Origin of the sequence: Halomonas beimenensis, from assembly GCF_002549795.1 — a bacterium.
Taxonomy (GTDB): domain Bacteria; phylum Pseudomonadota; class Gammaproteobacteria; order Pseudomonadales; family Halomonadaceae; genus Halomonas; species Halomonas beimenensis.
The window spans coordinates 3,150,959-3,172,670 of record NZ_CP021435.1 but is presented as its reverse complement, the minus strand read 5'-3'; the positions used below and the strand labels follow the sequence as shown (position 1 = coordinate 3,172,670).

19 protein-coding genes are annotated in these 21,712 nt (G+C 69.2%); 11 read left to right on the top strand and 8 right to left on the bottom strand.

What is annotated here, in order from left to right; translation table 11 throughout:
- The first annotated feature begins 99 nt into the window (after positions 1-99).
- The 7 genes from BEI_RS14760 to BEI_RS14730 all read left to right on the top strand — a co-directional run bounded on the left by BEI_RS14760 (position 100) and on the right by BEI_RS14730 (position 9,613).
- Positions 100-2,694, top strand: a complete 2,595-nt coding sequence (locus tag BEI_RS14760) for a TRAP transporter permease (protein WP_097790234.1) — start codon at positions 100-102, stop codon at positions 2,692-2,694.
- 12 nt (positions 2,695-2,706) lie between these two features.
- Positions 2,707-3,135 carry a universal stress protein gene (locus BEI_RS14755; protein WP_097790233.1) on the top strand — a complete coding sequence of 143 codons (429 nt, stop codon included), beginning with the start codon at positions 2,707-2,709 and terminating at the stop codon, positions 3,133-3,135.
- A gap of 234 nt (positions 3,136-3,369) precedes the next feature.
- The gene (locus BEI_RS14750; RefSeq protein ID WP_097790232.1) at positions 3,370-4,185 is read left to right on the top strand and encodes a DUF2189 domain-containing protein; all 816 of its coding nucleotides are present in this window, start codon (positions 3,370-3,372) and stop codon (positions 4,183-4,185) included.
- A 126-nt stretch (positions 4,186-4,311) separates the two neighbouring features.
- A complete protein-coding gene (locus tag BEI_RS14745; protein ID WP_097790231.1) occupies positions 4,312-4,821 on the top strand; it encodes a putative pterin-binding protein in 510 nt (169 codons plus the stop codon).
- Positions 4,822-4,837: 16 nt separating this feature from the next.
- A complete protein-coding gene (locus BEI_RS14740; protein ID WP_097790230.1) occupies positions 4,838-7,024 on the top strand; it encodes an ATP-binding protein in 2,187 nt (728 codons plus the stop codon).
- A 77-nt stretch (positions 7,025-7,101) separates the two neighbouring features.
- Complete coding sequence (nosP, locus tag BEI_RS14735; protein ID WP_097790229.1) at positions 7,102-8,256, top strand: nitric oxide-sensing protein NosP; 1,155 nt, start codon at positions 7,102-7,104, stop codon at positions 8,254-8,256.
- A complete protein-coding gene (locus tag BEI_RS14730) occupies positions 8,240-9,613 on the top strand; it encodes an ATP-binding response regulator (protein WP_379802268.1) in 1,374 nt (457 codons plus the stop codon). The genes nosP and BEI_RS14730 overlap by 17 nt, the downstream gene beginning before the upstream one ends.
- Here the strand turns inward: BEI_RS14730 and BEI_RS14725 are convergent.
- A complete protein-coding gene (locus BEI_RS14725) occupies positions 9,602-10,291 on the bottom strand; it encodes a response regulator (RefSeq protein WP_097790228.1) in 690 nt (229 codons plus the stop codon). The genes BEI_RS14730 and BEI_RS14725 overlap by 12 nt on opposite strands.
- Before the next feature lie 144 nt (positions 10,292-10,435).
- On the opposite strand from BEI_RS14725, the gene exaC reads away from it, so the two are divergent.
- Positions 10,436-11,956 carry an acetaldehyde dehydrogenase ExaC gene (gene exaC / locus BEI_RS14720; RefSeq protein WP_097790227.1) on the top strand — a complete coding sequence of 507 codons (1,521 nt, stop codon included), beginning with the start codon at positions 10,436-10,438 and terminating at the stop codon, positions 11,954-11,956.
- Positions 11,957-12,067: 111 nt separating this feature from the next.
- On the top strand, positions 12,068-13,093 hold the full coding sequence (adhP, locus tag BEI_RS14715; protein ID WP_097790226.1) for an alcohol dehydrogenase AdhP: 1,026 nt from the start codon (positions 12,068-12,070) through the stop codon (positions 13,091-13,093).
- Between the two features lie 82 nt (positions 13,094-13,175).
- Here adhP and BEI_RS14710 read toward each other — a convergent pair whose 3' ends face one another.
- The 6 genes from BEI_RS14710 to BEI_RS14685 all read right to left on the bottom strand — a co-directional run bounded on the left by BEI_RS14710 (position 13,176) and on the right by BEI_RS14685 (position 18,500).
- Entirely contained in the window at positions 13,176-13,415 is a 240-nt protein-coding gene (locus tag BEI_RS14710; RefSeq protein WP_097790225.1) for a hypothetical protein, read from the bottom strand.
- Between the two features lie 57 nt (positions 13,416-13,472).
- Positions 13,473-13,964, bottom strand: a complete 492-nt coding sequence (locus BEI_RS14705; protein WP_097790224.1) for a CreA family protein — start codon at positions 13,962-13,964, stop codon at positions 13,473-13,475.
- Positions 13,965-13,978: 14 nt separating this feature from the next.
- Positions 13,979-14,338 (bottom strand): DOPA 4,5-dioxygenase family protein, encoded by a 360-nt coding sequence (locus tag BEI_RS14700; RefSeq protein ID WP_097790223.1) that lies wholly within the window; start codon positions 14,336-14,338, stop codon positions 13,979-13,981.
- Positions 14,339-14,544: 206 nt separating this feature from the next.
- On the bottom strand, positions 14,545-15,480 hold the full coding sequence (locus tag BEI_RS14695) for a carbon-nitrogen hydrolase family protein (RefSeq protein WP_097790222.1): 936 nt from the start codon (positions 15,478-15,480) through the stop codon (positions 14,545-14,547).
- 139 nt (positions 15,481-15,619) lie between these two features.
- A complete protein-coding gene (gene betT, locus BEI_RS14690; protein WP_097790221.1) occupies positions 15,620-17,671 on the bottom strand; it encodes a choline BCCT transporter BetT in 2,052 nt (683 codons plus the stop codon).
- A 187-nt stretch (positions 17,672-17,858) separates the two neighbouring features.
- A complete protein-coding gene (locus BEI_RS14685) occupies positions 17,859-18,500 on the bottom strand; it encodes a hypothetical protein (protein ID WP_097790220.1) in 642 nt (213 codons plus the stop codon).
- A gap of 263 nt (positions 18,501-18,763) precedes the next feature.
- Between BEI_RS14685 and BEI_RS14680 the strand changes: the two genes are divergently transcribed.
- Together BEI_RS14680 and BEI_RS14675 are read left to right on the top strand one after the other, a co-directional pair.
- The gene (locus BEI_RS14680) at positions 18,764-20,107 is read left to right on the top strand and encodes an ArgE/DapE family deacylase (RefSeq protein ID WP_097790219.1); all 1,344 of its coding nucleotides are present in this window, start codon (positions 18,764-18,766) and stop codon (positions 20,105-20,107) included.
- Positions 20,108-20,245: 138 nt separating this feature from the next.
- Positions 20,246-20,845, top strand: a complete 600-nt coding sequence (locus BEI_RS14675; RefSeq protein ID WP_227644490.1) for a LysE family translocator — start codon at positions 20,246-20,248, stop codon at positions 20,843-20,845.
- Here the strand turns inward: BEI_RS14675 and BEI_RS14670 are convergent.
- Positions 20,821-21,657 carry an AraC family transcriptional regulator gene (locus tag BEI_RS14670; protein WP_097790218.1) on the bottom strand — a complete coding sequence of 279 codons (837 nt, stop codon included), beginning with the start codon at positions 21,655-21,657 and terminating at the stop codon, positions 20,821-20,823. The genes BEI_RS14675 and BEI_RS14670 overlap by 25 nt on opposite strands.
- Between the last annotated feature and the right edge of the window lie 55 nt (positions 21,658-21,712).

The window sequence follows — 21,712 nt, the reverse complement described above, 5'->3', positions numbered from 1 at the left end:
TGATGCGCGGCCCTCGCCGAGGGCCGCGCATTGCGTTTGCGCCGTTGGCGACATCGCAGGCGCAACCTTGTGGCAACCGACTCAGAGCAGGGCATGCTTATGACTGAGGACAACAAGAGGGCTCCGGGATCCGAGGTCGACCTGGAGGACATGGTCGCCTCCAGCGACACCGGGGCCCGCAAGCCGGCCGGGATGCCGGGCAAGCTGCTGGTCAGCATCGCCGCGGTGTGGTCGCTCTTCCAGCTGTGGATCGCGTCGCCGATCCCCTTCGTGCTGGGGTTCGGGGTGTTCAACGCCACCGAGGCTCGCTCCATCCACCTGGCCTTCGCGCTCTTCCTGGCCTACATGGCCTATCCGGCGCTCAAGCGCTCGCCCCGTGATCGCATTCCCCTGCAGGACTGGGTGCTCGCCGCCGCGGCGGCCTTCTGCGGCGCCTACATGTTCATGTTCTACGAACAACTGGCCCAGCGTCCCGGGGCGCCCATCCTCCAGGACGTGATCGTCGGCGTGATCGGCATCGTGCTGCTGCTCGAGGCCACCCGTCGGGCCCTGGGCCCCCCGCTGATGATCGTGGCCCTGGTGTTCCTGGTCTACAGCCTGGCGGGGCCCTACATGCCCGGCATCCTGGCCCATGGCGGGGTCAGCCTCTATGGCCTGGTCAACCACCAGTGGCTGACCACTCAGGGGGTGTTCGGCATCGCGCTCGGCGTGTCGACGAGCTTCGTCTTCCTGTTCGTGCTGTTCGGCGCCCTGCTCGACAAGGCCGGCGCCGGCAACTACTTCATCAAGGTCGCCTTCTCCCTGCTCGGCCACTATCGGGGGGGGCCCGCCAAGGCGGCCGTGGTGGCCTCCGGCATGACCGGCCTGATCTCCGGGTCGTCGATCGCCAACGTGGTGACCACCGGCACCTTCACCGTGCCGATGATGAAGCGGGTCGGCTTCCCGGCCGAGAAGGCCGGCGCCGTGGAGGTGGCCTCCTCGGTCAACGGCCAGATCATGCCCCCGGTGATGGGGGCGGCGGCCTTCCTGATGGTCGAGTACGTCGGCATCTCCTACGTGGCGGTCATCAAGCACGCCTTCCTCCCGGCCCTGATCTCCTATATCGCGCTGGTCTACATCGTTCACCTCGAGGCCCTCAAGGCGAACATGCAGGGGCTCGAGAGCAGCAACCCGCCCAAGCCGCTGGTGCGCAAGGTGATCGGCTTCCTGGCCGGCCTGCTGCTGATGATGATCACCGCCCTGGTGGTCTACTACGGCCTGGGCTGGCTCAAGCCGGTGCTCGGCGGCGCCACGCCCTGGGTGGTGGCCGTGGTCCTGGCGGGGGTCTACGTGGGACTGCTCAAGGTGGCCGCCGGCTATCCCGAGCTGGAACTCGACGATCCCAACGAGCCGGTCTACAAGCTCCCGCAGACCAGGCCCACCGTGATGGTCGGCCTGCAGTACATCCTGCCGGTGATCGTGCTGATCTGGTGCCTGATGGTCGAACGCCTCTCGCCGGGGCTGTCGGCCTTCTGGGCGACCGTCTTCATGCTCTTCATCATGGTGACCCAGCGGCCCATCACCGCGATCTTCCGCCACCGCAGCAACCTGGCCGAGGACGTTCGCGAGGGCCTGCTCGACCTCTGGGACGGCCTGGTCACCGGTGCCCGCAACATGATCGGCATCGGCATCGCCACGGCCACCGCCGGCATCATCGTCGGGGCCGTGTCCCAGACCGGGGTGGGGCTGGTGCTGGCCGACGTGGTGGAGATCCTCTCCATGGGCAACCTGATGCTGATCCTGCTGCTCACCGCGGTGCTCAGCCTGATCCTCGGCATGGGCCTGCCCACCACCGCCAACTACATCGTGGTGTCCGCGCTGCTGGCGCCGGTGATCGTCCAGCTCGGCGAACAGAACGGCCTGCTGGTGCCGCTGATCGCGGTCCACCTCTTCGTCTTCTACTTCGGCATCATGGCCGACGTGACGCCGCCGGTGGGCCTGGCGTCCTTCGCCGCCGCCGCGGTATCCGGGGGCGACCCCATCCGCACCGGCTTCCAGGCGTTCTACTACAGCCTGCGCACGGCGGCGCTGCCCTTCCTGTTCATCTTCAACACCGACCTGCTGTTGATCGATGTCTCGCTGTTCCAGGGCGTGCTGATCTTCGTGGTGGCCACGGTGGCGATGCTGATCTTCGCGGCCGCGACCCAGGGCTTCATGATCACCCGCAGCCGCTGGTACGAGTCGCTGCTGCTGCTGCTGGTGGCCTTCACCCTGTTCCGTCCCGGCTTCTGGATGGACATGATCCACGACCCCTACCAGGACATCCCGCCGGCGCAGTTCGTCGAGGCCCTCGGCGAGGTGGACGAGGAGACCACCCTGCGGGTCCAGGTCAGCGGACTGGATGCCTACGGCGATCCGATGACCACCTACATGACCCTGCCGGTGCCGGAGGGCGAGACGGGCCAGGAACGCCTCGAGAATCTCGGGCTCGAATTGATCATCGAGGAGGATCGCGCCGTGGTCGACATGGTGGCCTTCGGCAGCCAGGCGGCGGATCTCGGCTTCGACTTCGACCAGGAGATCATCCAGGTGCAGGCGCCGGTGGATCGCTGGACCAAGGAGTGGATGTGGATCCCCGCCTTCCTGGTCTTCGGCCTGGTGGTGATGCTGCAGCGCCGTCGCCGCGAACACGGCGGCGACACGGTCTCGGCCTGAAGGAGGTGACCCATGTATAGCAAGATCCTGTTACCGGTGGACCTCAACGAGGAGGCCTCCTGGAGCAAGGCGCTGCCCACGGCGCTGGCGCTGTGCCGGAGCTTCGGCGCCTCGCTGCATGTGGTCACGGTGATGCCGGACTACCGCATGCCGCTGGTGGGCGCCTACTTCCCCGAGGACTTTGCCACCAAGGCTCATGAGGCCCTCTCCCAGGCGCAGCACGACTTCATCAAGCAGAACGTGCCGGAAGACGTGCAGGTCCAGAGCGTGATCGTCGACGGCTCGCCCTGGGAGGCCATCATCAAGGCGGCCAAGAAGCTCGAGGTCGACCTGATCGTCATGGCCTCACACAACAAGCGCAAGTTCGCCGACTATGTGCTCGGCCCCAATGCCGAGCACGTGGTCCACCACAGCAAGATCTCGGTGATGATCGTGCGCTGAGCCCGGCGGAGTGCCGTCCCGCGACGCCCACGCCCCACCCGGGTGTGGGCGTCGTCATTGCGGGCAATCCCCTAGCGTTGATGTGGCCGTGAAGTCCGCGTCGGCGTGGCGCTCGGGGAATGGCTACATTGATCAGGTGTCAAGGGACGAAGCACGTATTGGGCCTCATGGCCGAATGCGGCCTCTGACTGGCCCGGCAGTCCGGGACTCCAACGCGGCAACAGAGGTGACACCATGAGCGCAGCAGCCACGAAGAGCAGCGACAAGTCGGCCCCCAATGTTCGCATCAGCATCCGCCCGATCGGCATGGACAAGCCCCGGGCCTGGTTGGCGGCCGGCTTCGAGGACTTCCGGCGTGCCACGGCGGTGAGCCTGGCCTATGGCATGTTCTGGGTGGGGTTGAGCATCGCGGTCACCGCCGGGGCCTTCACCCTGGGCCTATGGCACTGGTTGCTGCCGCTGATCGCCGGCTTCATGTTCATCGGTCCCCTGGTCGCCGTGGGCTCCTACGGCATCAGTCGGGCACTGGAGGCCGGCCGCGACCCGACCCTGGGTGACGCCTTCGGGGCCTGGAAGGGGCACGTGGGCTCGCTGGCGATGATGGGCGTGATGATGATGATCTTCTTCCTCGCCTGGATCCGCATCGCGACCCTGTTGTTCGCGCTCTTCTTCGGTCTCGGCGCCCCGGACCCGGCGACCGTCTACGTCACCCTGCTGACCACGGTCGAGGGGCTGGGCATGCTGGTGGTCGGCACGGGGATCGGCGCGGTGCTGGCCTTCGGCGCCTTCACCATCAGCGTGGTGGCCATCCCCACCCTGATGGACCAGGACCTGACCTTCATGGAGGGCATCGAGGCGAGCATCCGCTCGGTGGGCAAGAACTTCCGCCCCATGCTGCTCTGGGCGGTCATCCTCACCGCCTGTGTGCTGGTCGGGGTGGCCACCTTCTACATCGGCCTGGCCCTGATCCTGCCGGTGCTCGGCCATGCCAGCTGGCATGCCTACGAGGACCTGGTGCGGATCGAGCACCCCGAGGCGGCCAAGGACTGAGGCTTGCCCGGCGCGGTCGAACAGGGGGCGCCCGTCGCCCCCTGTGCCGTTTCGTTCCCGACGACTGACCTCCGACGTGGATTGGCGTACCCTTGGCGGCGACGAGACTGCCGACCCGGAGCTCCCATGCGCGCTCTTCTCCACTTATTCGCCGGCCTGCTCCTGGCCGGCGCGATGTCGAGTGGCGCCCAGGCGGCGCCCCTGCCCGCGCCCCAGGGCCCCGTGGTGCTGACCGTGACGGGCGATATCCGCCACACCAACGGCGACGGGGTGGCGCGTTTCGATCGTGCCATGCTCGAGGCCCTGCCGTCGCGGAGCATCATCACGGACACGCCCTGGCATGACGCGGCCGGCCGCTTCGAGGGGCCCCTGGCCGAGGCGCTGCTCGAGGCGGTGGGGGCCCAGGGGGATCATGTCCGGGTAGTGGCGTTGAACGGTTTCGAGGCCGAGATCCCGGTCAGCGACTTCGAACGCTACGGCGTCATCCTGGCCATGACGCGTAACGGTGAGATCATGCCCATCCGTCGCTTCGGGCCGCTGTTCGTGCTCTATCCCTTCGATGCCCATCCCGAACTGCTCACCGAGGCCATTCGTTTCCGCTCGGTGTGGCAGGTGACCCGCATCCAAGTCCACTGAGCCCGAGGAGCGAGCGGTGCTGACCTACCCCCTGCGGCTGAAGTTCGGCGTCGCCGCCGCCCTGCTGCTCTTCACCGCCGCCCTCCTCGTCGTCGGGCTGGTCGCCTGGCGTCAGGACAGCCTGGTCTGGCGGGTCGGCGAGGACACGGTCTGGCACGCCTACAAGCTCGATCGGGATGCCGTGGACCTGCGCAGCTACCTGGCGCTCCATGAGCCGGAAGCCGATGCCCTGCAGGAGGCGAGGCTGCGCTTCGAACTGCTCTACAGTCGGCTCAACCTGCTGCGCGACGGGGAGGTGGCCGAACTGGTCGCCGCCATTCCCCGGACCGAGACCCTGGTGGCCGAGATCGAGCGCCATCTCCGTGCCCTGGATGAACGCCTGAACGGGCTGGACACCCTGGACGCCACCTCCCGAGAGGCCCTGATCCAGCGGCTGGGCGAGCTGAGCCAGCTCGCCGAACGGCTGATCATCACCCTCAATGGCCACCTGGCTCAGGCCTCGACCCAGGAACGGGAACGGTTGCAGTGGCTCTATGGGCTGCTGCTGGTGCTGATCCTGGGCATGAGCGTGGCGGCGTTGCTGGTGGTCACCTTCCTGGTCCGCGAGGCGCGGGACAATGCCGCCGCGCGCCGGGCCCTGGAATCGCTCAGCGCCGAGCTGGAGATCACGGCCCGGCGTGCCGAGTCGGCCAGCCAGGCGAAGTCGGAGTTCCTCGCCACCGTCAGCCACGAGATCCGCACCCCGCTCAACGGCGTGATCGGCATGAGCGATCTTCTGGTGGAGCAAGCGCTGCCCGATCAGGCTCGCCACTATGCGGGCACCATCCATGACAGTGCCCGTCGGCTGATGGAGCTGATCAACGATATCCTGGACTTCTCCAAGATCGAGGCCGGGCGCCTGGAGCTCGAACTCCAGCCGGTGAGTCTGGCCGAGCTGGTCGAGGGAGCCGTGTCGCTGTTCCGGCCTCATGCCGAGGCACGAGGACTGCGCCTGACGGTGGCGCTGGATCCGGCCCTGCCGGAACGGATCGTCGTCGATCCCGGCCGGCTTCGCCAGGTGTTGCTGAACCTGCTCTCCAATGCCATCAAGTTCACCGAGGCCGGCGAGATCCGAGTCGAGGCCGTGGCCGAGGAACGGGACAGGCTGGACTTCACGGTGATCGACACCGGCTGCGGCGTCCCGCCGGACCGACAGGGACAGCTCTTCGAACCCTTCCGGCAGGGGGATCCGACCACGGCCCGTCGGTTCGGCGGCACCGGCCTGGGGCTGGCCATCAGCAAGCGACTGGTGGAAGCCATGGGGGGGCGCATCGGCATGGAGAGTCGCCCGGGCAAGGGAAGCCGGTTCTGGTTCAGCCTGCCGCTGACCGAGGCACCGCCGGCATCGGCCGCCGATCCGACCGCAAGCGAGAGCGGGCGGTTGCCGGAATTGCGTGACGTGACCCTGTTGGTGGTGGAGGACAACGAGGTGAACCAGCAGGTGGCCCAGGCCATGCTGGCCAAGCTGGGGTGCCGGGTCAGCCTGGCGGCCACCGGGGCGGAGGCATTGGCCGCCGTGGAACGGGAACGCTTCGATCTGGTCTTCATGGACGTGCAGTTGCCCGACCTGGACGGCCTGGAGGTGACCCGCCGTCTCCGGGCCCGTGGGGGCTGGCTGGCCGAGATGCCGATCGTCGCCATGACCGCGGGCGGGCCGGAGGGCGACCAGGCCCGTTGCCTGGCCGCCGGCATGAACGGCTACCTGGGCAAGCCCCTGCTGCAGGCGTCGTTGCTCAAGGCACTGCAGCGCCACCTGCGCTCTGCTCCCGCCAGGAGGAGCGTCTTGCCGACCGAGCGGGAGGCGGCGTCGGTGGCGCGCGACCAGCTGTGGGACTCCGAGCGCCTGGCCGAGCTGGGGGACAGCCTGGGGGGGAAAGGCCGGGAGGCCCTGCTGACCCGCTACCGGGAGGATGCCGCGCGACACCTGGAGGCCCTGGTGGATGGCCTGGCGGACGGTGACACGGAGGCCATCCGGCGGCTGGCCCACCAGCTGAAGGGCGAGTCGGCCAGTGTCGGTGCCGTCAAGGTCGCGGGGCTGGCCACCCGGCTCGAACAGGGCGCCCTCGCCGGTCGCCTGGAGGGGAGCGACGAGACCCTGGCCCGGTTGAGGGAGACCCTGGACCTGAGCCTGGAGCGCCTGCCGGTGGCACCGGCCCCGTCCTGACCCATTGTCGAGGCAGGGGGCAGCCGCCTAGACTGGAAGATCCGCTCCTTTCCTGCCTCTTTCCCTGCACGGCCGCCATGGACACCATCGATTCCAACGCTCGGCCCTCGCCGCGCACCGCCTTCAGCGCCAGTGCCGATCCCGAGGTCGCCGCCGCCGAGCTGGCCACGGCCCTGCGCGGGCCCGAGCTGGGCTTCGTGCTCTTCTTCTGCAGCGCGGACTATCCCCTGGCCGAGCTCGGCCAGGCCCTGGAGGGGGCCTTCGCGCCGGTGACGCTGGCCGGCTGCACCACGGCCGGCGAGATCACCCCCGAAGGCTATGGACGAGGCTGCATCGTGGCGATCGGCTTCGATCGCGACGATTTCTCCATCGCCTGCGCCCGCGTCGAGGACCTGGACGGCTTCGCGCTGCCCCGGGCACAGCGGCTGGTCGACGGCTTGCTCGCCGACTGCCGCCGCCAGCGTCCGTCCGAGGCGGCTCGCCCCTTCGTGCTGACGCTACTGGACGGCCTGTCCAGCAGCGAGGAACAGGTGCTGGCCACCCTGGAGGCGGCCCTCGGCGGCATTCCCAGCTTCGGGGGGTCCGCCGGGGACGACAACCGCCTGAGCCATACCCACGTCTATGCCGACGGCGGCTTCCATACCGCCGCGGCGGTGGTGATCATGGTCACCAGCCGGCGTCCCTTCGAGGTCTTCACCACCCATCACCTGCGTCCCCGGGCAGAGAAGCTGGTGGTCACCGCCGTCGACCGGGAGCATCGCCGGGTGCTGGAACTCAACGCCGCCCCTGCCGCCGAGGAATATGCCCGGCTGGTGGGGCGGCCGGTGGCCGAGCTGGATGCCGGAGTCTTCGCGCGACATCCCCTGGCGGTTCGCATCGGCGAGGCGTATTACGTCCGTTCCATCCAGCGGGTCGATGAGGACGGCGGGCTGCGCTTCTACTGTGCGGTGGAGAACGGCATCGTGCTCACCGCCATGCGTCCGGCGCCCTTGCTCGAGGATCTCGACGAGGTCCTGGCAGGGCTCACCCGTCGGCTGGGGCCGCCCGCCTTGATCCTCGGCTGCGACTGCTTCCTGCGCCGTCTGGAGCTGGAGGCCGGGGGGCAGGTGGCTGACGCCTCCCGCCGCCTGGCAGCCGCCGGCGTGGTGGGCTTCAGCACCTACGGCGAACAGCACCAGGGCATGCACATCAACCAGACGCTCACCGGAGTGGCCATTGGAGCTGGGACCTGAGCCACCGGCCTTCGTGCCGGACAGCGAGCGTGAGCGGGCGCTGATGGAGGAGAACGCTCGCCTGCGCCGTATCTGCGGCGCCCTCATCGAGCGCGTGGAGTCGGCGGGCATGGCCGGCGGGGCGCCCTATGGGGCCTTCGAGCACGCCGTGCTGCTCGCCGAGCAGGTGCGCGAACGCACCGACAGCCTGCATCGGACCCTCGAGGCTCTCGGCGAGGCCAACACCCGGCTGGAGGCGGCCAGGGCGGAGGCCGAGGCCGCCAACCGGTCCAAGACCCGCTTCCTGGCGGCGGTGAGCCATGACCTGCTGCAGCCGCTCAATGCCGCGCGACTGTTCACCAGCGCCCTGGAGGATCAGGGCCTTCCCGACGATGCCGGTCGCCTGGTGGGCCACATCGGCCGGTCGCTCAAGGATGTCGAGGCCCTGCTGGGCACCCTGGTCGACATCTCGCGGCTGGATGCCGGAGTGCTGACGCCCGACGTGGCGACCTTCCCGGTGGGCGAGCTGCTCGACGTGCTCGCCGAGGAGTACCGCCAGCTGGCCGGCGCCCGGGGGCTCGATTTCCACTACGTGCCGTCCTCGGCGGTGGTGGTCTCCGACCTGGCGCTGCTCGCCCGAGTGGTCCGCAACTTCCTGACCAATGCCGTGCGCTACACCGAGCGCGGCCATCTGCTGCTCGGCTGCCGGCGGCGTCCCGATGGGCTCGAGATCCTGGTGGGCGATACCGGCCCCGGCATCCCCGAGGCCCAGCAGTCGGCCATCTTCCTGGAGTTCCGGCGCGCCGTGGTCGCCCCCGAAGGCGCCGATCGCGGCCTGGGACTGGGCCTGGCCATCGTCGATCGCATCGCCGGCATGCTCGACCACCCCCTCGAGCTCGTCTCCCGTCCCGGCCGAGGCGCACTGTTCTCGATCCGGGTGCCCTATGGCCGACGGCCCGAGACGCCGCCGGCGCAAGAGGCACTGCCGGCGGGGGACCCCGCCGGTGCGCGGGTCTGGGTGCTGGACGACGATCCCGCCGTCCTGGACGGCATGGCGGCCCTGCTCGAGGGCTGGGGGTGCCGGGTCCACTGCGCCTCGACCCCCGGCGCCCTGGACGCCGCGAGCCGCCGGGAGGGGGTCGACATCCTGCTGGTGGACTATCACCTGGCGCCGGGGGATCCCGACGGCCTGGAGGTGGCGGACCGGCTGCGTGATCGTCACCCGGCGCTGGGGGTAGTGGTGATCACCGCCAATCACGAGGGCGGACTCAAGCAGCGGGTGCGGGAGCGGGGCTACGGTTGCCTGCTCAAGCCGGTGAAGCCGCTGCGCCTCAGGATGCTGCTGACAGCACTGCTGGAAGGGCGCTCAGGCGCGTAGCCGACGCCGGGAGAGCTGGGCGGCGAGGTCGGCCTGGTCGGCCAGCAGGATGGCCTGCACCCGGCTGGCCACCCCCAGCTTGCGCAGGATCGCCGAGACATGGGTCTTGACGGTGGTCTCGGCGATGTCCAGATCCCGGGCGATCACCTTGTTGGCATCGCCGCGGACCATGCGGGCGAGCACCTGCAACTGCTTGTCGGTGAGGGCCTCGAGGGGCGAGCCTGTCTCCGCTGCGGCAGGGGACGAGCGCGGCCCGGCCGATCGCGGCCCGGCCGGGCCCGGGCTGCGCATGATATCCGGCGGCAGGTAGACATGGCCCTCCAGCACCTGGGTCAGGGCGGCGATCAGCGCCTGGCGGGGGGTGGACTTGGGGATGTAGCCCACCGCCCCCAGCGCGATGGCATCCAGGATGGTGGCACGCTGTTGCTCGGCGGAGATCACCACCACCGGCAGCTCGGGCCGGGCCTCGCGCAGCCGCTCCAGGCCGGCCAGGCCCTCGGCGTCGGGCAGCCCCAGGTCGAGCAGCAGCAGGTCGAGATCCGTCTCGTCCGCCCGGGCCAGGGCGCCGGCCAGGCTGTCGGTCTCCAGCAGGCGGCAGTCGGGCAGGCCGGTGCGGATCGCCGCCCCGATGGCCTCGCGAAACAGCGGATGGTCATCGGCCACCATCAGGGTATCCATGCAACACTCCTCGGCTATGCGCTTCGCGGCCTCCTACCGATGGAGGAGGCCGCCTCCTGCCTCCGCAGTATGTCCCAGCCGCCCGAGCTGGCCAAGACTTGAAGGCGTGCCTGCTTCACAACCACAACAGCAAGGAGCCACGCCATGATCTATGCCGATCCCGGCCGTCCCGATGCGGTCGTCAGCTTCGCGCCGCGCTACGGCAACTACATCGGCGGCGAGTTCGTCGCCCCGGTGAAGGGCCAGTATTTCGACAACGTCAGCCCCGTCAACGGCGAGGCGTTCTGCGAGATCCCCCGTTCCACCGCGGAGGACATCGAGCGGGCGCTGGACGCGGCCCACGCCGCGGCCCCGGCCTGGGGCAAGACCTCGGCCACCGAGCGAGCCAACCTGCTGCTCAGGATCGCCGATCGTCTCGAGCAGAACCTGGAGATGCTCGCCGTCGCCGAGACCTGGGACAACGGCAAGGCGGTCCGCGAGACGCTCAATGCCGACATCCCGCTGGCGGTGGACCATTTCCGCTACTTCGCCGGCTGCATCCGCGCCCAGGAGGGCACCGCCGCCGACATCGACGCCAATACGGTGTCCTACCACTTCCACGAGCCGCTCGGCGTGGTGGGTCAGATCATTCCCTGGAACTTCCCGATCCTGATGGCCGCCTGGAAGCTGGCGCCGGCGCTGGCCGCCGGCAACTGCGTGGTGCTCAAGCCCGCCGAGCAGACGCCGGTGTCGATCCTCAAGGTCCTCGAAGTCATCGGCGACCTGCTGCCCGCCGGCGTGGTCAACGTGGTCAACGGCTACGGCGCCGAGGCCGGCCAGGCCCTGGCCACCAGCACCCGCATCGCCAAGATCGCCTTCACCGGCTCGACCCCGGTGGGGGCGCATATCCTCAAGTGCGCCGCCGACAACATCATCCCCTCCACCGTGGAGCTCGGGGGCAAGTCGCCGAACCTCTACTTCGCCGACATCATGGACGCCGAGCCCGAGTTCATCGACAAGGCCGCCGAGGGCCTGGTGCTGGCCTTCTTCAACCAGGGCGAGGTCTGCACCTGTCCGTCCCGGGCGCTGATCCAGGAATCGATCTACGAGCCCTTCATGGCCAAGGTCATGGAGAAGGTGGCGACCATCAAGCGCGGCAATCCGCTGGACACCGACGTCCAGGTGGGCGCCCAGGCCTCCCGGGAACAGTTCGACAAGATCATGTCGTACATGGACGTCGCCCGGGAGGAGGGCGCCGAGTTCCTGACCGGCGGCGACAAGGAAAGCTTCGATCCGGCCTTCGAGCAGGGCTTCTACATCCAGCCGACCCTGCTCAAGGGCCACAACCGCATGCGGGTGTTCCAGGAGGAGATCTTCGGCCCGGTGGTCGCGGTGACCACCTTCCGGGACGAGGCCGAGGCGCTGGCGATCGCCAACGATACCGAGTTCGGCCTCGGCGCCGGGGTGTGGAGCCGCGACATCAACGTCGCCTTCCGCATGGGCCGCGGCATCCAGGCCGGCCGTGTCTGGACCAACTGCTACCACCAGTATCCGGCCCACGCCGCCTTCGGCGGCTACAAGAAGTCCGGCGTGGGCCGCGAGACCCACAAGGTGGCCCTGGAGCACTACCAGCAGACCAAGAACCTGCTGGTCAGCTACGACACCAATCCCCTCGGCTTCTTCTGAAGCGCCACCGCCTCGGGGCCACCCCGGGGTGGCTTCCCTGACGAATCGACGACCGGTGCCGCCGGGATGGTGGCACCGGGATCCGCGAACGCAAGATCAGGAGCAGAAACCATGGACAAGACGATGCAAGCCGCCGTGGTGCGGTCCTTCGGCGAACCGCTGACCCTGGAAGAGGTCGAGGTGCCGCGGCCCGGGCGCGGCGAGATCCTGGTCAGGATCGCCGCCTCCGGCGTCTGCCACACCGATCTGCACGCCGCCCACGGCGACTGGCCGATCAAGCCCGAGCCGCCCTTCATCCCCGGCCACGAGGGCGTCGGGCATGTGGCCGCCGTGGGGGAGGGCGTGACCCACCTCAAGGAGGGCGACCGGGTCGGCGTGCCCTGGCTGTACTCCGCCTGCGGACACTGCGAGCACTGCCTGGGCGGCTGGGAGACCCTGTGCGAGTCCCAGCAGAACACCGGCTACTCGGTGAACGGCGGCTTCGCCGACTACACCCTGGCCGATGCCGGCTACGTGGGTCGCCTGCCCGACGACGTGGACTTCCTGGAGATCGCGCCGGTGCTGTGTGCCGGGGTGACCGTCTACAAGGGGCTCAAGATGACCGACACCCGGCCCGGCCAGTGGGTGGTGATCTCCGGCATCGGCGGGCTCGGTCACATGGCGGTGCAGTACGCGAAGGCCATGGGGCTCAATGTCGCCGCGGTGGACATCGATGACGCCAAGCTGGCGCTGGCCGAACGCCTTGGCGCCACGGTCACCGTCAATGCCCTCAAGACCGACCCGGTCGCCTACCTCAAGCGCGAGATCGGCGGCGCCCACGGCGTGCTGGTCACCGCGGTGTCCCCCAAGGCCTTCGAGCAGGCCCAGGGGATGGTGCGCCGGGGCGGGACCATCTCGCTCAACGGCCTGCCGCCCGGGGACTTTCCGCTGCCGATCTTCGACACCGTGCTCAACGGCATCACCGTGCGAGGCTCCATCGTCGGCACCCGCCAGGACCTCCAGGAGGCCCTGGACTTCGCCGGCGAGGGCAAGGTCAAGGCCACCGTCCACGGCGATCGTCTGGAGAACATCAACGACGTCTTCCAGCGCATGATCGACGGCCGGATCGAGGGGCGGGTCGTGCTCGACATGTCCTGAACGACGCCGGCCCAGGCCTGACCGGGGGATGGCGGCTGCCATGCCCCGGTCCTGGCGTCTGGCCCGACGCCGGGAGCGCCTCTCAGGGCTTCATCACCATCTTGGCGTCATGCAGCCGCTTGACCACGCTCTGGAAGCTGTTCTGGAGGATCAGCGTCTCCCCGCTCCTGAGGGTGACCACGGCGACCGGCTCGTGGCGGGGTTCGTTCTCCGCCTCGATCTCCGGACGAATCTGCGCGATCTGGTCGAGATGCAGCAGGAGGGTGAATTTCTCCTCGGTCGAGGGGTAGTCGCTGATGACCTCGATGAAGCGGTGACTCATGGTCGCCTCGTCGGCAGGGGGGACATGGTCCTCAGTGTAGCCGAAGGCCCGGGCGGCTCATGGCGAGGCGGGCGCCTGCCAGGCCTGGGTGCCCCACAGCGGCACGCTGCTCAGCGCATGCTTGAAGCTGCCGCTGGTCTCCTTGGTGCTGTAGGCCAGGTACAGCAGGGTCTGGCTCTCGGCGTCATAGATCCGCCGCAGCTTGAGGCTCTTGAACAGCACGCTCTGGGAGCGCCGGTAGAGCAGCTCGCCGTCCGGCGAGGTGTCGATGTCGGTGAGCATGTCCGGCGTGATCGGCCCCGTCTGGCGGCAGGCGAGGCTGGTGTCCGACGGGTCGGCCAGGTCCAGGTCCGCGTCGATGTTGCTCAGGTGGCAGGTCACGCCGGGCACCTTGGGATCGGTGAGGCTCTCGATCTTGATGTCCTTGGTGGTGAACAGGCCCAGGGACACGTCGCCGACCTCGTTGCCGTCGCCGCAGCCGACGAGCAGGAGGATGACGAGCGAGGGAGCCAGTCGGCGGACGACACCGGCGAGTGGGGAGAGGCGCATGGCAGGCATCCGGGTCAGGGGGCGTCGGTGAAGAGGCTCAGGTCCAGGTCGTGGCTGCGGCCCAGCCAGATCACGCCCTGGGTATGGTCGAAGCGGTCGTTGCCGGTGCCGGCGTGCACGAAGACATCCAGCCCGCCCCGGTTGAGGGCCAGCCAGGGGACGATGTCGCCGAAGCGCTCGGCGGCGAAGGAGAGCTGACAGCTCCACAGCGGATGGGGCCCGACCGGCTTCTCGTGGAAGCGGCCCACCTCCAGCATGAAGCGTGCCGCGGCGGCCTGGGCCACGCGACGAGCCTCGGCCAGGCCGGCCGCATCCTGGTAGTACAGATGGGCGTGGTAGTAGCGAATGATCGCGGGGTCGATGATCTCGGCCATGAGAGGGCTCCTGGGACTGGGCCGCCCATGCTAGCAGCCTGTCGGACTTGACGCTGATCTACTGCGAATCCCGGCCTTTCGGCCAAGGTTATGCGATCCATTTCATTAAATAGCGGGCTATTCGCCTCAATCGATCGATCTGACTCGAAATCCGTGACTCTCGTGACGATCGGTCAAACCCGACAGGCTGCTGGCGAAGCCGGCGGTCAGGAGAAACGCACCGGCGGCTGCGGCGCCCGGTCCACGCTCAGGGTGAAGAGATCGGGCCGCCCGTAGTGGCCGGCGACGTCGAGGGTACGCCGTGCCCGCCGGGCCGCCGCAGCATCGATATCGGCATAGAGGATACCCTTCTCGCGGTGCAGGGGGCCGGCCACCACCTCGCCGCCGGGCGCGACCACGGTGGCATCCCCGGGGTTGATCCACTCCTCGGCCGAGAACAGCCGATCGCGTTCCGGGAAGTCCTCGGGGACGTCGCGTCCTTCCATGGCGGTCGCCGTGGCAATGACCCAGCAGCCGCCCTCCTTGGCGATATGGCGCTGGCTGGCCAGCCGTGTCTCGCCGGCATCCCAGGTCGGGTTGATGAAGATTTCGAGGTCCTGGGCATAGAGCGCGAAGCGGGCCAGCGGCATATAGCACTCCCAGCAGATCAGGGTGCCGAGGCGGCCGGCGGGGGTGTCCACCACCCGCAGCCCCGAGGCATCGCCCTGGCCCCAGACCATGCGTTCCGGATTGGTCGGCATCAGCTTGCGATGCCGGTTGAGCAGGCGTCCCTCCGGGCCGATCACCACCACGCTGTTGTACAGGGTGGTGCCACTGTACTGGCCGTCGCGCTCGTGGAGGCCCATCACCACGGTCACGGCGCTGCGCTGGGCGGCCTCCTGCAGGGGGCGCAGGTCGTCGCGCTCGAGGTCGAGGGCGTTGGCGTGCAGTCGGGCATGGAGCTCGCTGGACAGGGCCATGTCGCCGCCCGGCCTCAGTCGCCAGATCCAGGTCGGATAGCCGGGCAGGTAGGCCTCGGGAAACACCAGCAGGCCGGCACCCGCGGCAGCGGCCTCGTCCACCGCGATGATGGCGTGCTCGAGGCTGGCCTCGAGGTCGAGCAGGATCGGAGGAGTCTGGATGACCGCGACTCTGGTGTGCATGGCGGGTTCCTCCCAGGAGGCCGGCAATGGCCCATTCCTAGACTATGGGGGCGATCCGTCGCTTTGTCTCCCCCCGCGTGCCGGACTCACACGAAAACGGCGACCCGAGGGTCGCCGTCGTCGCTGGGGGCGTGCCGGATCAGGCGGGGCTCAGGTCCTGGGGCGGCTCGCCTACCGAGCCGGGCATGGCCTGGACGCTGGCGCCGCCCTCGCCGGCCAGGGCCAGGAAGTGCAGGTGGCGCTCGTATTCGGACAGCACGTCGCCGAGCACCTGGCCGCGGGTATAGCCGTTGAGGTCCTTGTCCACGCCACCCTCGGTCAGGTAGACGTCGAGGCGCACATAGTAGTCATCGTCCACCGGCAGGAAGCTCGGGGTACGCAGGCGGTGGGCCCGCACCTGGTAGACGAAGCTGTGGGCCTCATCGAAGTCCGCCTGCAGGGTCAGCTGCGGCAGCGGCTCGCCCTCGACCTCCTCCTCGCTCACCGTGGCGCTCTGGCCGCGGCTCTCGAGCTCCTCGGCGAACTGGCGCAGGGCCGGGCGGATGGCATGCTCGATGGTGGCCGCGGCGCCGGCCCGGTTGGAGGTGTCCAGCGCCCGATCCAGGCGCTCGCGCCACTCGCCCCCCGGGGCCGAGCCGCTGACCTGGCGGCGCGCGTCGGCCTTCTGGCTCTCCAGCTTCAGCGCCCGGGTCATGCCCGCCATGATGGCGAAGATCACCACCGAGAAGGGCAGGGCGGTGATCACCACGGCGCTCTGCAGGGCCGAGAGACCGCCGGCCATCAGCAGGGCCACGGTCACCAGGCCGATGGTCACCGACCAGAAGATGCGCAGGCGGATCGGGGCGTCGTGGTTCACGTCGGAGAGGATCGAGGTGAAGTTCGCCAGCACCAGGGCGCCGGAGTCGGCGGAGGTGACGAAGAAGACGATGCCCAGGATGGTCACCACCGAGGCGGTGATCCCGATATAGGGGTACTGCTCCAGGAAGGTGTAGATGGTGGTCTGGGGCGAGGTCAGCGCCTGCTCGCCCAGCGCCGCCAGGCCCTGGTCGGCGACCAGCTCGATGCCGCTGTTACCGAAGATGGACATCCAGGCCATCATGAAGCCCAGCGGGATCAGCAGGGCGCCGATGACGAACTCGCGGATGGTCCGGCCGCGGGAGATGCGCGCCAGGAAGAGCCCCACGAAGGGCGTCCAGGCGATCCACCAGCCCCAGAAGAAGATGGTCCACCAGCCCTTCCACTGCTGGGCGTCATCGCCGGCGAAGGCGTAGGTGTCGAAGCTCGAACCGACGAAGTTGCTCAGGTAGTCCCCGGCGTTGAGTACCAGGGCGTCGAGCAGGTGCAGGGTGTCGCCCTGGAAGAGCACGAACAGCAGCAGGGCGGCGGCCAGGCCCATGTTGAACTCGGACAGCCGGCGGATGCCCTTCTCGACGCCGCTGATCACCGAGATGGTCGCCAGGATCACCACCAGCACGATCAGCACCACCTGGGTGGCGAGGCTCTCCGGCACGCCGAACATGAAGGTCAGACCGTAGTTCAGCTGCATCACCCCGATGCCCAGGCTGGTGGCGATGCCGAACACGGTGGAGATCACCGCGGTGATGTCCACCGCATTGCCGATCGGGCCATGGATGCGCTTGCCGAGCAGCGGGTAGAGGGCGCTGCGGATGGCCAGCGGCAGGCGGTGGCGGTAGCTGAAGTAGGCCAGCGCCATGCCCATCAGCACGTACATGCCCCAGCCGGACAGTCCCCAGTGGAGGAAGGTCTGGGGCACGGCGGCGCGCATGGCCGCGGCGCTCTCGGGGGCGAGATCCGGCGGTGCCAGGAAGTGCGACAGCGGCTCGGCCACGCAGAAGAACAGCAGGTCGATGCCGATGCCGGCGGCGAACAGCATCGAGGCCCAGGACACCAGCGAGAATTCGGGGCGCGAGTGGTCCGGCCCCAGGCGGATCGAGCCGACTCGCGAGAAGCCGATCACCACGACGAAGACGAGATACACCACGGCGGCCAGCATGTAGTACCAGCCGAAGGTGTCGTTCACCCAGGCCAGGCCGGCGTCGAAGAAGGCGCCGGCCTCCTGGGTGAACGTCATGGTCAGGACCAAAAACACCAGGATGCCGGCCACGCTGCCGTGGAAGACCGTCCGGTTGATCCGATCCCGTCGCTCGGGAAGGGAGGCATTATTCGACATTCGCAAGACTCCTGCCGCCAGGGGCGACGATTTATTTTGAATGAACGTTCAAATAAAATACGCACCTCCTCGCGGGTCTGCAAGTCGGCGTCATCCATCAGGGTGAATCCCGAAGTCGAATGAGGCCTCGACAACGCAAGACGCCCGGCACGGGCCGGGCGTCTCGAGGGCGGGACAGGGGAAGCGGTCAGCCGGCGTCCGGCGCCTGGGCCGGTGTGCCCCGATGGTGGCGGCCTGGCGCGCGCCGGGGAGGACGCAGGGCCTCGTGAAGCTGGTCGAGCTGACGCTCGTCCAGATGCTCGGCGAGGGTGTCGCGAAAGTCATCGCGAAGCGTCCGCCAGGCCTCACGCCGCGCCTCGCGGTCGTCGAACCGTCGCTCACGCAGGGCGCGGGCCTGCTCGCGGAAGTCCGCCTGGGCGTCGCCGAGCGCTTCGCGAGTCGCCGTATCGAGGTCCCATTCGTCGTACAGGGCGTCCAGGCGTGCCTGTCGAGCCTCGCGCAGTTCGGCTCGCCGCTGTTCATGCAGCTCGCGTCTGGCCTGCTCCAGGGCCGCACGCTGGTCGTCGTCGAGGATCTCGGCGAGCCGCTGGCGATGCTCGGCCTGGAGCTCGCGCAGCGTCCGGCGGTGCTCGGCCCTGGCTTCGTGAAGCGCCTCGCGGGTCTCGGCATCCAGGCCGGCCCGGTCGTAGAGCGCCTGGAGGTGCGGGGCGACCTGCGGGCCCCGCTCAGGTCCGTCGGACGGGGAGGCGCCGGCGACCAGCGACAGCGGGGTGGCCAGGCCGGCCAGCAGGAGGGTCACGAGCCGCTTGCGTGAGAGGATCGGGGTCATGGTCATGCTCCTTGCGCCTTGGGTGGATGTCTGCAGCCTCGCCCCCCGACGTGCAGGAGCCGTGGACCCAGGGTGCAAAGACGGCGCAATCCCCGACCGACGGGGCGGTCGAGTTCCCGGCCGCCGGCCCCGTCGGTGGTCGATGCCGTCGGCCGCCGAGGCTGGCCGCATCCGGGAGGCCGACGACCGACTCGGAGCGCGCAGGCTCGCCGGGGGGGTTAGACTTCAAGGAACCGACAGGGGCCATCCCGAGGACCGCGAGCATGGTCAGGCGTGCGTCGTTCATCGACATCGATCGTATCCGCGAGGATCTCGTCTCGCTGATCCGCATTCCCTCCGTCACCGGCCAGGAAGACGCGGCGGTGTCCCACATCGCCAACTGGCTGCAGCGGTCCGATGCCGAGATCGCCTACTGGAACGATGGCATCGCCTCGTTGCAGCGCGACCCCCGCTACCCGGGGCATGAGGTGGAACGCGCCTGGGCGCCGGTGGTGGTGGGCGTGCTGCGCGGGGAGCAGCCCGGCCCTTCCGTGCTCTTGACCGGGCATGTGGACGTGGTGCCCCCCGGCGATTACGACCACTGGCATGACGAACCCTTCTCGGGAGTGGCGCGCGGTGACCGCATCTTCGGCTGCGGCGCCTCGGACATGAAGGCCGGCCTGGTGGCGGCCATGGCGGCGTTCGAGGCCTTCGCCGAGAGCGGCCGGAACTTCCCCGGACGCCTCATCTTCGCCGCGGTACCGGCCGAGGAAGACAGCGGGCTCGGTACCCTGGCGGCCATCCGCGGAGGCTGGCATGCCGATGCCGCCATCATCCCCGAGCCCACCCTGGGCGCGGAGGGCGTTCCTCAGCTGGTCATCGCCCATGCCGGGGCCATGTCGCTGAGGATCCGCATCACCGGCAAGTCGGCCCATGCCAGTCGGCGGCTGCAGGGCGAAAGTGCGCTGGATCACTTCATCACCGTCTACCACGCCATGCGCGAGCATGAACGGGCCCTGAACGCCGGCGTTCCCCATCCCTTGATGGCACGGCATCCGCTGCCCTATGCCACCAATGTGGGCACCATCCAGGGCGGCCTGTGGTCCTCGTCGGTCATGGATTCCCTGGAGGCCCAGGTCCGCGTCGGCGTGGCCCTCGGCGAGACCCTCCAGGAGGCCGAGGCGCGCTTCCGCCGCAGCATCATGACCGCCATCGGCGATGACCCCTGGCTCCGGGAGCATCCGCCGGACATCCACCTCCTGGCGTCCGGATTCGGCTCCGCCGAGATCCGGCAGGATCATCCGCTGGTGACGTCCCTGGCCGAAGCGACGGAGGAGGAGTTCCGGCAGCCGGCCCCCATCGCCGGGATGCCCTATGGCTGCGACATGGCGGGCTGGGTGCGGCTGGCGGGCGTGCCCACGGTGGTGTACGGGCCCGGCGAGATCGAACTGGCCCATGCCCCCAACGAGTCCGTGTCGCTGGAGGCGACCTACCGGGTGGCACGCGCCCTGGTGAAGGCCACCGAGCGGCTGCTGGATACGGCGGTGGAGGACCTCGTGCTGCACCCGGACGAAGAGGAGCGGGAGGATCCCGGTTCGGCCCCTGCGGATGGGGGAGGCGATCGATGATGGCGCCGGAGCGAGCCTGCCCGCCGTCTTGACGAGGCCTGCCAGGACCGAAGGGCGGCATCGGGGCAATCTCGTTCAATACGCCGCCCCCGTGGCCGCCTAGCCTGGGGAGCCTCAACCCGAGACAGGAGGTTCCTCATGACCCTGACCTTGTCGCTCTCCATGGCGGCCTTCGCCCTGGCGGCGTCGATCTCGCCCGGCCCGGTGAACCTGGTAGCCCTGGCTTCCGGGACTCGCCATGGCTTCCGGGCGAGCCTGCGCCACGTCACCGGCGCGACCCTGGGCTTCACCCTGCTGCTGGTGATGATCGGCCTGGGCCTGCACGAGATGCTCGCCCGCTGGCCGGGGATCCTCGGCGCGGTGCGCTGGGCCGGGGTCGCCTTCCTGCTGTACATGGCCTACCGGCTGGTCGCCGATGACGGGCGGCTGGAAGGGGCGGATGGGGGCGCGGGCCCCTCGATGCTGGTCGGCGCCACCATGCAGTGGCTCAATCCCAAGGCCTGGCTGGCCTCGCTGGCGGGCATGGGAGCCTACGCCGCCAGCGGCGATCTCGCCCTGGTCGGGTGGTTCGCGGCGCTGTACTTCGTGATCTGCTTCCTGTCCATCGGCTGCTGGGCCTATGCCGGGGCCTTCCTGCGGCGCTTCCTCCGCCACCTCGGCCAGGTCCGCGCCGTCAATCGGCTGCTGGCGCTGCTGCTGGTGGCGAGTGCGGGTTATCTGGTGATCGCGAGGCTCTGAGCGTACTGGCCCGGGGTGGCGGCCAGCAGCCGCTTGAAGGTGCGCTGGAAGTGGGCCTGGTCGGCGAAGCCGCAGTTCATGGCGACCTCGGCGATGGGCCGGCCGCGGCGCAGCTCGTCGCGGCCGAGCCGGATGCGCCGGTCGATGAGGAAGGCATGGGGCGTCAGGCCGAAGTGGGCCTTGAAGCGCCTCACCAGGTACGAGCGCGACAGGCCGGCGGCACGGCAGATGTCGTCCAGGCCGATGGCCTGGGTGCAGTGGGCGTCGATGAAATCCGCCGCCCGGCGCAGGCCGCGGGGATCGCCGCCGGCCACCCGTGCCCGTGGCGCCAGCCGGCGCTGCATCTCGAGACCGAAGGCGGTGGCCTCGGTCTCCCGGGCCAGGCGCGTGGCGTCGGGGTCGAAGAGGGTGTCGCACAGGGCCGTCAGGTCACGGTGGAGCCCCGGCTGGGCGCTGGAGCGGGTGGCGAACATCGCGAAGTCCCGGGGGGCGGGGGCCTCGAGCTCGTGCTGGAGGCCGGCGAGCCAGGCGGCGTCGAGATAGAGCATGTCGTAGGACCAGGGACGGTCGTCGATGGGGTTGCAGGCATGCACGTCCCCGGGGTTCATGACCACGACCGAGCCCGGGCCGACCGCCTCCTCGTGGCCCTGGTTCCAGTAGGTGCTGACTCCCCCGGTGATGGCGCCGATCGAGAAGGTCTCGTGGCTGTGCTTCGCGTAGCAGACGCGGCGACCGTCCGTCACCCGGCGTGCCTCCAGGAAGGGCAGCGCCGGGTCGCGCCAGAAGCCCTGGGCATCGTGGGGGTGTGCCATCACCATCTCCTCTCCGGCCCGCGTCGCCACCGACTCCCCGGCGGCGGGGCAGGAC